Consider the following 255-nt stretch of genomic DNA (forward strand, 5'->3'; position numbering starts at 1 on the left):
CAATGTATTTAGCTTATCGATACTAATAGGTCGAGGACTTGACCAATATTATTTGATGTTCATTGATTAAAATATATATGTAGTTTTTAGAGTGTTAACTCTAAAGAATCTAGTTTACTAGTTTCAATAACTTAATAGTAATATTAAGCATAAAGATTATGTGGTTACAATAGCAGAGAGGATACACCTGTTCCCATTCCGAACACAGAAGTTAAGCTCTCTAGCGCTGATGGTACTTGGTGGGAAACTGCCTGG

1 rRNA gene is annotated in these 255 nt (G+C 33.7%); it reads left to right on the plus strand.

Annotation, left to right across the window (positions count from 1 at the left end):
• Positions 1-159: 159 nt before the first annotated feature.
• A 5S ribosomal RNA gene (gene rrf / locus IC219_RS21555) occupies positions 160-255 on the plus strand; the annotation flags it as partial.

Source organism: Clostridioides sp. ES-W-0018-02 (genome assembly GCF_020658175.1).
In the GTDB taxonomy this organism is placed as follows: domain Bacteria; phylum Bacillota; class Clostridia; order Peptostreptococcales; family Peptostreptococcaceae; genus Clostridioides.